6 protein-coding genes are annotated in these 10,338 nt (G+C 66.8%); all 6 read right to left on the reverse strand.

What is annotated here, in order from left to right; genetic code table 11:
* Nucleotides 1–627 precede the first annotated feature (627 nt).
* Nucleotides 628–2,271 carry a fumarate hydratase gene (locus tag ACT6Y9_RS04960; RefSeq protein ID WP_443743707.1) on the reverse strand — a complete coding sequence of 548 codons (1,644 nt, stop codon included), beginning with the start codon at nt 2,269–2,271 and terminating at the stop codon, nt 628–630.
* A gap of 755 nt (nt 2,272–3,026) precedes the next feature.
* A complete protein-coding gene (locus ACT6Y9_RS04965; protein WP_443743708.1) occupies nt 3,027–4,838 on the reverse strand; it encodes a shikimate kinase in 1,812 nt (603 codons plus the stop codon).
* A gap of 9 nt (nt 4,839–4,847) precedes the next feature.
* Nucleotides 4,848–6,032 (reverse strand): chorismate synthase, encoded by a 1,185-nt coding sequence (gene aroC, locus ACT6Y9_RS04970; protein WP_443743709.1) that lies wholly within the window; start codon nt 6,030–6,032, stop codon nt 4,848–4,850.
* 51 nt (nt 6,033–6,083) lie between these two features.
* On the reverse strand, nt 6,084–7,424 hold the full coding sequence (aroA, locus tag ACT6Y9_RS04975; protein ID WP_443743710.1) for a 3-phosphoshikimate 1-carboxyvinyltransferase: 1,341 nt from the start codon (nt 7,422–7,424) through the stop codon (nt 6,084–6,086).
* A gap of 103 nt (nt 7,425–7,527) precedes the next feature.
* A complete protein-coding gene (locus tag ACT6Y9_RS04980; protein ID WP_443743711.1) occupies nt 7,528–8,691 on the reverse strand; it encodes a 3-dehydroquinate synthase in 1,164 nt (387 codons plus the stop codon).
* A gap of 41 nt (nt 8,692–8,732) precedes the next feature.
* A complete protein-coding gene (aroF, locus tag ACT6Y9_RS04985) occupies nt 8,733–9,794 on the reverse strand; it encodes a 3-deoxy-7-phosphoheptulonate synthase (protein WP_443743712.1) in 1,062 nt (353 codons plus the stop codon).
* Nucleotides 9,795–10,338 lie beyond the last annotated feature (544 nt).

The following is a 10,338-nucleotide window of genomic DNA, read 5'->3' on the forward strand; positions in this document are numbered from 1 at the left end:
GCGTCGGGTCCCCTCCATTAAATGGCTCCGGGTCTTGATCCGAGGCAGCCTCGGACTACCGCGCAACACCGTAATCCGAATTCGAGGAGTGGATAATCTCAGAGAAATCAACGTTGCAGGATTCGCCCGCAGGGCATAGGATGCGCAAATTCCTTCTGCATCAGGGGGGGTTCAGCCCCGCATCAAGGCGACGCCTACCCACATGTATGCACGAAGCCTCAATTTTCGCCGCCTCCGGCTTTAAGAAACGTACGTTTCTGTTGAGGGCAAATAAAAAGGACTTGCCTGTTACACCGGGCAAGTCCTGAAACTAAATTAGGAGGGCCTACTAATTTTTCTTCGGGGCGGGATACCAGTCTGAGAGAAATTCACGCTGAAGGTGAATCCGTTTTCCAGATCTTTCTTTTTAATCAACGCTACACTGAACAATCATGAATGACGTTCGATTTTTTGCAATGCGAATTTTGTGTTCGAGGAGCGTCTCAGTATCCAACTCTCGGGGGCGAATCCTTCAGACAAACGAAAAGCCGCCCGAACCGAAGTCCGGACGGCTTTTCTTATGGAATGCGCCTCACCCGCTACGGGGCGGAGGAGCTCCGCCCCTGAGGATAGCCGCTGCGCGCCCGATTACTTCGAGCAACCGCAGCCGCAGTCGCACTCGTTCTCGCAGGCGATCTTCCAGGGCTTCAACTGCTTGAAGAAGTCGTTGCCCTTGTCGTCGACGAGGATGAAGGCCGGGAAGTTCTCAACCTTGATCTGATAGACGGCTTCCATGCCGAGCTCGGGGTACTCGATGCACTCGATGCTCTTGATGCAGTCCGAGGAGAGGACCGCGGCGACGCCGCCGATCGTGCCGAGGTAGAAGCCGCCGTGCTTCTTGCAGGCGTCCGTCACGACCTGAGTGCGGTTGCCCTTGGCGATCATCACCATCGAGCCGCCGTGGCTCTGGAAGAGGTCCACGTAGGGATCCATGCGGTTGGCGGTCGTCGGGCCCATCGAGCCGCAGGCGTAGCCTTCCGGCGTCTTGGCGGGGCCGGCGTAGAGAACCGGGTGGTTCTTGATGTAGTCGGGGAGCTCTTCGCCGCGGTCAAGGCGTTCCTTCAACTTGGCGTGGGCGATGTCGCGCGCGACGATGATCGTGCCGGTGAGTTCGACGCGGGTCGAGACCGGGTACTTCGTCAGGTCGGCGAGGACCTCCTTCATCGGACGGTCGAGGTTGATGCGGATCGAGGAGCCTTCGCCCGGATTGCGCAGTTCTTCAGGGATGAGGCGGCCGGGGTTGTTGTCGAGCTTCTCGATGAAGACGCCGTCCTTGGTGATCTTCGCCTTGATGTTGCGGTCGGCCGAGCAGGACACGCCCATGCCGATCGGGCAGGAGGCGCCGTGGCGGGGGAGACGCACCACGCGGATGTCGTGGGCCATGTACTTGCCACCGAACTGGGCGCCGAGGCCGATCTTCCAGGCTTCCTGGAGGAGCTTCTTCTCAAGCTCGACGTCGCGGAAGGCGCGGCCGGTGGCGTCGCCCGTCGTGGGGAGCGTGTCGTAGTACTTGCAGGAGGCGAGCTTCACCGTGAGCATCGTGCGCTCGGCCGAGGTGCCGCCGATCACGAAGGCGATGTGGTACGGCGGGCAGGCGGCCGTGCCGAGGGTCTTCATCTTTTCGATGAGGTACGGAACGAGCTTCTGCGGATTGAGGACCGCCTTCGTTTCCTGATAGAGGTAGGACTTGTTGGCCGAGCCGCCGCCCTTCACCACGCAGAGGAAGCGGTACTCCATGCCTTCGGTCGCTTCGATGTCGATCTGGGCGGGGAGGTTGCACTTGGTGTTCACTTCCTCGTACATCGTGAGCGGGGCGTTCTGCGAGTAGCGCAGCGCATTTTCGGTGTAGGTCTTGTAGACGCCGAGGGAGAGCGCCTCTTCGTCCTCAAAGCCCGTCCAGACCTGCTGGCCCTTCTCGCCGTGGATGATGGCCGTGCCCGTGTCCTGGCAGTACGGGAGGATGCCCTTGGCGGCCGTCTCGCCGTTGCGCAGGAACGTGAGGGCGACGTACTTGTCGTTCTCGCTCGCTTCCGGATCGTGCAGGATCTTGGCGATCTGCTCGTTGTGCGCCTTGCGCAGCATGAAGTTCACGTCGGTGAAGCACTGGTTGGCGAGCTTCGTGAGGGCTTCCGGGGAGACCTTCAGGATCGGATGACCCTCAAATTCGCTGACGGAGACGCCTTCCTTGGTCAGAAGGTAGTACTCGGTTTCGTCCTTGCCGAGCTGAAACATGGGGGCATACTTAAATGCAGGAGCTTGTGCCATGGTTGTACTTTCTCTTCTTGATTAGGGTCTGGTCCGAAGGGCGGGCCCTTTCGGCCGCAGAACTGTTGCCGGCGGCTCAGGGGAATGAGGCCGTCGTCGTCCGCTGTGCGAATTATTTACCTATAAGGGGGATGAGAGCAACCCTTAGACCGGCGGATTTGACGCAAGGCGACTCCCCGCATGAATGCTTACATTCCTCGTTGGAGAGATGGGGTTAACACCTAGAATCTGCGGAGCTCTGCCGGACGGCGGAGCCGTCCCGTTCGCACCGGCGCCGGGTTTCGCAGCAGCTTGTTGTAAACCTTGGGAAAAACCTTGGAGGAGAGCGCCCGGCAAAGGAATTATCCACAAGTAGATAGGAACAACAATCATTCGCATTCGCGTTCAGAGCGTCGAAAAGCCTGAAGTGCGGAGCCCGACTAACTCAATGGAGGTATTCGAGTTGCGGCGGTCGGACAACAAGCTCGGGGCGCTCGGAAGGCATCCGCAGAGCGGGTGAAACGCCGCCCCGCGCCGCTCCGAGGGGCCGGCCGGAGAAGAAAAAACGGGCGCAGCAGGCAGCTGGTCTCGCGCCGCTGCGCCCGGCAAAGGACGCTCCAAGGGGCCGGGCGCCTCCAAAGGCCCGGGCCCTCATGGGAGAGGAGCGCCCCACGGGAATGCGTGATGCGTGAATTCTTTTCCTTGCGTTGATCTCCCTTGGAGGTGATGCGCCTGAGGACCCGTCAGGCGGCGTCCGCGCGCCCGACGGCTTCGAGCACGAGCCGCACGACGGCCTCCGGATCGGCGTTGTTGACGACGACGGCGTCGGCATTGCCCTCATAGATTTCGCGGCGCTCCTCCCAGAGGCGGGCGAGGGGCTTCGATTGGGACACCGGGCGGCCCGAAGTCGGCAGGTCGTCCAAGGCGCGCTTGATAAGCACCAGGCGCCCGTTCTGGCGCAGTGCGTCACGGTTCTGGGGGCGCAGCAGCGTGCCGCCCCCCGTCGCGATCACGACGCCGCGGCGTGCGCCCACAACCTGCGTGATGCTCGACTCGAGGTCGCGGAAGGCCTTCTCGCCCTCGCGCTCGAAAATCTCGGGGATGGAGCACTCGGCCGCCGCCTCGATCGCGTCGTCGAGGTCCACGAACTCGAGCCCGAGTTTCTGCGCGACGATGCGCCCGATCGTGGACTTGCCGCTCCCGGGCATGCCGATCAGAACGATGTTCTCGGCGTCGAGGGCGAGCTTGGCCATCAAACCGCGGGCGTTGACGGCGGGTTCGGCGCCGCCGAGGAAGCGGCGCGAGGCCTCGAGCGCCTGATGGACGAGCATCAGGAGTCCGTTCATCGTGGGGATCCCGAGGCGCTCGGCGTCGAGGATCAGCTTCGTCTTCGTCGGGTTGTAGATGAGGTCGAAGACCATCCGGAGGTTGGGGAGCACCGTGAGGTCGGCAACGGGCGTCGCGCCCGAGCGCGGGTACATGCCCACGGGCGTGGCGTTCACCAGAATCTCCGCGTCGGCGTGTTCGGCGATGTTCTCGTAGTTGACCGGACCCGAGCGCGAGACGATCACGGGCCGGGCGCCGAGGTCTTCGAGCACCTGCCGCACGCACTTCGCCGCACCGCCCGAGCCGAGCACCAGGGCCTTGCGGCCCGCGCACTCGACTCCCGACTCCTTCACCATCGCGAGGAACCCGTCGTAGTCGGTGTTGTCGCCCGTGAGCGTGCCGTCGGGTTCGCGCACGAGCGTGTTGACGGCCCCCACCTTGCGGGCGTTTTCGCTGAGACGAGTGCAGTAGGGCACGACCGCTTCTTTGTAGGGGATCGTGACGTTGAGGCCGTCGAAGGGCGTTTCGGCGAAGAACCGTTCGAGCCGTTCGGGCTCGACCTCGAAGCACTTGTAGGCGTAGGCGCCCAGACGCGCGTGAATGGCCGGTGAGAGCGTGTGAGAGAGCGTGCGGCCGAGAAGCCCGCAGAGAAGCCCCGCGCCCGGGATGGGGTCGCAGGCCGCATGAGCGAGCGCCGGCGCGACCGAGGCGCCCAGCCCCGCGAGGTCCGCAGCGAGGAGCCGCGCGGCGGCGCCGCCCGCGGACTTCCAGCGGATGCGCACGGATTCGGGGTCGGCGCGCAGCCACGTCGGCGCCGCACCGGCCGCGGCGAAGGCGGCGAGGAGCTTCTTCGTCAGGGCCGCCGCGTCTTCGCCGGCGGCGACCGGGCGCATCGCCTCGAGGACGCCCGCGTTGGGGCAGGGGGCCCGCTCGATCACGGGCTCGAGCTGCCGGCGGCGCGAGCCCGAAATGAGGGTTTCGTAGACGGAGAGGATCGTGGGACGGTCGGCGGCGGGCGCCTTGGCGGCGATCCGCTCGAGAAGCTCGTCCTCGCGCTTCAAGGCGTGGACGGCGAGTCCGAGGCGGCGCTTCTTCGCGCCGATGCGGTCGGCGACGGCGAGGCGCTCCTCGATCAGGCGCGTGAGCGCGGCGTCGATTTCGTCGATCCGCCCCCTCAGATCGCCGAGGGTTTCGGCGACGGGGTGCTGCTGGTCTTCTGCTTGAGTCATGGCGTTCTCTCAGTCCTTGTTCTTCTTCGTGCATTCGCCGAGGCGCTCCATGGCTCCGAGGCGGAGCGCCTCCGACCCCCAGAGGCGCGTGAGGGCCTCGGGCATCACGGCGGGCGGCTCAAGGAGCACGTCGAGGACGGCCAACGCCGCCGTCGCCTCCACCACCGGCACCGCGCGCAGTGCAATGCAGGGGTCGTGGCGGCCGCGCACGCCCAACTCCGCGTCGGCGCCTTTTCCGAGCGAAATCGTCTTCTGCGCGAGCGCAATCGAGGGCGTGGGCTTCATCGCGATGCGAAAGAGAAGCGGCGCCCCGGTGGTGATGCCGCCGGCGATTCCGCCCGCGTTGTTCGTGAGGGGCCGCGCACCCGGCGCCTCCGTCGAGACCTCCCAGGGGTCGTTGTTCTCCGACCCCTTCATGCGGGCGGCGGCGAAACCAGCGCCGAAGTCCACGCCCTTGACGCCCGGGATCCCGAAGAGCCCGAAGGCGATGCGTCCGTCAACGCCCTCAAAGAGCGGGCCGCCCAGGCCGCAGGGAAGCCCCTCGACGATGCATTCGATCGTGGCGCCCACGCTGTCGCCCGCCTTGCGGGCGAGGGCGATCGTCTGCGCCATCGCTTCGGCCGCTTCGTCCGTGAGGACGGGAAGTTCCCGCGTGAGGCGCTTTTCGAGCTCGGCCGCGGACTCGCCCATCGGGTTCAACGGCCGGTCCTCGACCTCGCTCACCGAGAGGAGGTGGGCGGCGATGCGGATGCCGCGGCGCTCGAGAATCTGGAGCGCGATCCCGCCCGCGAGCGTGAGGGGGGCGGTGAGGCGCCCGGAGAAGGCGCCGCCGCCCCGCACGTCCTGGTGCCCCTGATAGCGCACCTGCGCGGGCAGGTCGGCGTGGGAGGGGCGCGGCAGGTCCGCGATCGCCTTGTAGTCCTGCGAGCGCTGGTTGGTGTTGCGGATCACGGCCGCGAGCGGCGCGCCGCAGGTGACGCCCTCGAGGAGCCCGCAGAGGATCTCGGGCGCGTCGGGCTCCTTCCTTTGGGTGGCGAGATGCCCGCCCGGGGCGCGGCGCGCCATGAAGGCCGCAAGGCGTTCGAGGTCCACGGCTTCGCCCGCGGGAAGCCCCTCGATCGTGCAGCCGATGGCGGCCGAGTGGGACTGACCAAAGACGGTGGTGCGAAGGTTCCGGCCGTAGGTCGTGTTCATCGTTCTTCTCTTCTTTCTTTGTGCGTTTTGTTCTGGGGGAGCGGCGGCGGGTCAGCGCTCGAGCTCGACGCGGCCGCCCAACTTCGCGAGGTCCTCGAAGAACCCCGGATAGGACTTGGCGGAGGCTTCGGCCCCCTCGATGGTGAGCGCGCCGCCGCCGTTCGTCGCGGCGACGGCAGCGGCCATCACGATGCGGTGGTCCCCGAAGCTCGAGATGCGTCCGCCCCGGAAGCGCCGGGCGTCGCCGAGCCCGTGGACCACGAGGCCGGCGGGGAGCTCTTCGTGCGGGACGCCGAGGACCGAGAGGAGCGCGGCGGTGCTCTTCAAGCGGTCGCTCTCCTTGATGCGCAGACGCCCCGCGTCCGTGAAGGTGGTGGTGCCTTCGGCCGCGCCCGCAGCCACGGCGAGCACCGGCACGAGGTCGGGAATCTGCGCGGCGCAGACGACGCGCCCCGTGAGGCCCTGCGCCGCGGTGAGCGCGAGCGCGCCCCCGGTCGCGTCGGCCGCCGCGCCCATGGACTCGAGGATCTCCACCACCGCGCGGTCGCCCTGAAGGGACGCGGCGTTGAGGCCCGTGAGCCCGACGGGCGCCGTGTCCTTCGGGCGCATTGCGTCGGCGCAGAGCCAGAAGGCGGCGTTCGACCAGTCGCCCTCGACCGTGAGGTTTTCCGCCGCATGAAGGCGTCCGCGGCCCTCGAGCGTCCAGACGGGGAGGTTTTCGGCGGATGCGCCTTCCGTGATCACGACTCCGGCGCTCTGGAGGACTTCGAGCGTCATCGCGACGTAGGCGCGGGACTCAAAGGATTGCGTCACCGTGAGGCGGCTCTCGCCCTCGAGAATCGAGAGCGCGTAGAGGAGACCGCCCACGAACTGCGAGGAGACGTTCCCGGGAAGCGCGTAGTCGCCCGGTACGAGGCGACCTTCGAGCACAAGGGGGAGGACGTCCCCGGAGGCCGGGCCCGTGAGGCGGATGCCCTGACGGCGCAGTTCGGCGCCGAGGGGTTCGAGCGGGCGCTGCGGAAGGCGCCCGCGCCCCGTCACCACCGCGCCGCAGCCGAGCGCCGCAACGACGGGGAGGATGTAGCGCAGCGTCGTGCCGGATTCGCCGCAGTCGAGCTCCGGGTTCTGCGGGAGGCGGGCGCGCTCGAGCGGCCGCACGCGCGCGCCCGCGGGCCGGCCCGCGGCGTCGGTGAGCTCCTCGACTTCGGCCCCGAGGGCGCGGAGCACCCGGCAGGTGGCCGAGATGTCTTCCGAAGCGCCCGCATAGGAGACGAGCACGGGGGCGGCGGCGTCTGAGAGCGCCGCGGCGATGAGGAGCCGGTGGGCGTAGGACTTCGACGGGATGGCGGGAAGGGTTCCCGAGAGGGGCTGCGGATGGATGGTCGCGATCATGTCGGAGGCGGAGGATGAGGGCGGAAGTTCTTCTTGGTTTCGGTGAACCGCGCCGCGCCCGTCGTCTTCCGGTCCGAAATCCGCGGCGGCGGCGCTCTGTGGTTCAGAGTCCCCGGCGGATCATGTCTTCGAGCGTCCACCAGGAGACCCGGCGGATCTCCGCGCGCCCGGGGGCGGTGGGGAGGATGAGGGAGACGCCGTCCGCGGCGGACTTCTTGTCGTGGCGCGCGAGGGCGAGGAGCGCCTCCGGACTGAAGTCGAGCGCGGGGTCGTCGTGAAGCGCCGCAGGGATCCCGACGGGCAGGCCCGCGGCGGCGAGGAGGGCTTCGAGTTCGCCGAGCATTCCGGGTTCGAGCGCGCCCGCGGCGTCGAGCGCCTTCATGAGGACGTGCATGCCGATCCCAACGGCGGCGCCGTGCGAGAGCCGGTAGCGCGAGGCGGTCTCGACGGCGTGCCCCACCGTGTGGCCGTAGTTGAGGAGCTTCCTGCACCCCGACTCCTTTTCGTCGGCCGCAACGATGCGGCGCTTGACGTCGATCGCGGCGCAGATGAGGTCGAGGCCGGGGAGCGGAACGCCCGCTTCGCCCGAACCGTCGAGGAGCTCCCGGCGCACGAGCGGGCGCACCGCTTCGTCGATCCCGGCGTACTTGATGATCTCGCCCCAGCCGCAGGAGACTTCGCGCACGGGAAGGGTTTTGAGGACCTCCGGATCGACGAGGACGCCCACGGGCTGCGAGAAGACGCCCATGAGGTTCTTGCCGGCCTCGAGGTCCACGGCGGTCTTGCCGCCCACGCTCGAATCCACCATCGCGAGAAGACTCGTCGGGATCTGCAGGCACTCGATTCCGCGCATGTAGAGCGCGGCGGCGAGCCCGGCGAGGTCGCCCACGACGCCGCCGCCGAGCGCGATCACGGCGTCCGAGCGCGTGAGGCGCAGCGCCGCGAGGTCTTCGAGCACCCGCACGAGAACGGCGGGCGTCTTCGAGGGCTCGCCCGCGGGGATCGTGATCGTACCGGCGTGGGCCCCGTGCGCGAGGCCTTCGAGCGCGGCGGCGACCCGCCCCGCGTAGAGCGGGCCCACGTTGGAGTCGGTGACCACCGCGACGCGGCGCTCGGAATCCCGTCCGAGCTTGAGCACCCGGCCGAGGGCTTCGGCGAGGAGCCTCGGTTCGGTGACGAGACCGGGGGCGGCCTCGACGCGGTACCCTGCGCCAGCGGCGACGTCGAGCACCCTGCGTTTCTCAGTCGTCTTCCCGGTCTCGGTCATTTCGCTTTTCTCCTCGTTTGATGGGCTTGCAGGATTCCGGATCAGGACGCGCAGGCGCGGATCACGGTCTCGACCGAAATGGGCTTGGGCGCGGCCTTCATGCAGATGGCGTTGCGGATCGTCTTCACGTTGCGGACGACGTCGGCGAAGACTTCCGGGGTGAGCGACTGCGGGCCGTCGCAGAGCGCTGCGGCGGGGTTGTTGTGCACCTCGATCATCAGGCCGTCGGCGCCGGCGGCGGCCGCGGCAGCGGCCATCGAGGGGACGTAGCGGGCGACGCCGGTGGCGTGGCTCGGGTCGATCACGACCGGCAGATGCGTGCGCTCATGGAGCACCGGGATGCAGGAGAGGTCGAGCGTGTTGCGCGTCGCCGTCTCGTACGTGCGGATGCCGCGCTCGCAGAGCACGATCTGGTCGTTGCCGCTCGCCATGATGTATTCGGCGGCCATCAGGAACTCCTTGATCGTCGCGCACATGCCGCGCTTGAGCAGAATCGGCTTCTTCGTCTTGCCGAGCTCCTTCAACATCTCGAAGTTCTGCATGCTGCGCGCGCCCACCTGGATCATGTCCACGTCTTCGAAGAGCGGGAGGTGGTCGATGCTCATGATTTCGGTGACGATCGGAAGGCCGGTTTCGCGCTTCGCCTCAAGCATGAGCTTCAGGCCCTCGTCGCGCAGACCCTGGAAGTCGTACGGGGACGTGCGGGGCTTGAAGGCGCCGCCGCGGAGCATCGTCGCGCCGGCGGCCTTCACGGCCTGGGCGACCTCGATGATCTGCTCGCGCGATTCGATCGAGCAGGGACCGGCCATCAGAGCGAAGTGGCCGCCGCCCACCTTGGCGCCCCCGGCGTTCACCACCGTATCCTCCGGATGGAACACGCGGTTGGCGAGCTTGTAGGGGTCGGAGACGCGGCGGATCGCTTCGACGTAGGGCAGCGCCTGGATCTGGTCGGCCGGGAGGTGGCTGCGCGTCTCGCCGATGATGCCGACGGCGACCTTCTCGGAGCCCTCCATGATGACGGGACGCAGCCCCCGGCCTTCGAGCCGGGACTTGAGGTCGGAAATGTCGTCGCGGGTGGCGGTGGACTTCAGAATGAGGATCATGGTGTTCTCCAGTTTCCTTTGAATCGGTTCGCCGCCCGAATTGGAATTGACGGCGCCGGGGTGGGTGAATGGTGAAGGGGGTGTCCGGGGATGGGGTTTTCCGGGTCCTTCGCGCCGCTGGAGATTTGGTGCCTTCTGCTCTCGGGAGGGCCTCGGAGTGAGGCTTGGAGAGGGGCATTAAAAAACCTGCGGCGTTTGAGACCGCAGGTTCATTTCTTAGCTTCCGCTAGATGTGTGCAGCTCAACGCTTTGACGGATACGTAAATCGCCAAAACGCGTAATAAAAGGAGCCGACGTGGAGGAGGGAGTTCATTTCTCTCTTTCCTGTGTAGAAGGGGAAGCAGAATTAATCTGTTGAGTTCACTTTACCCTTGGGGAAGCCGTTTTGGAAAGGCCGTCGCGGGCTCGAGCATCCTCTCATGACGGCAGTCAATCTGACCTAGGCATTCCTCCTGAGAGAAAGTTCTCAGAGCGCATCCGGTTGGCGGATGCGCCGCCCGTCGACCACAGGGCCGCCCGGACTGCGCGCCGGATGCGGTCCCGA

This window comes from Sutterella sp. (assembly GCF_052272535.1).
Classification (GTDB): domain Bacteria; phylum Pseudomonadota; class Gammaproteobacteria; order Burkholderiales; family Burkholderiaceae_F; genus Sutterella.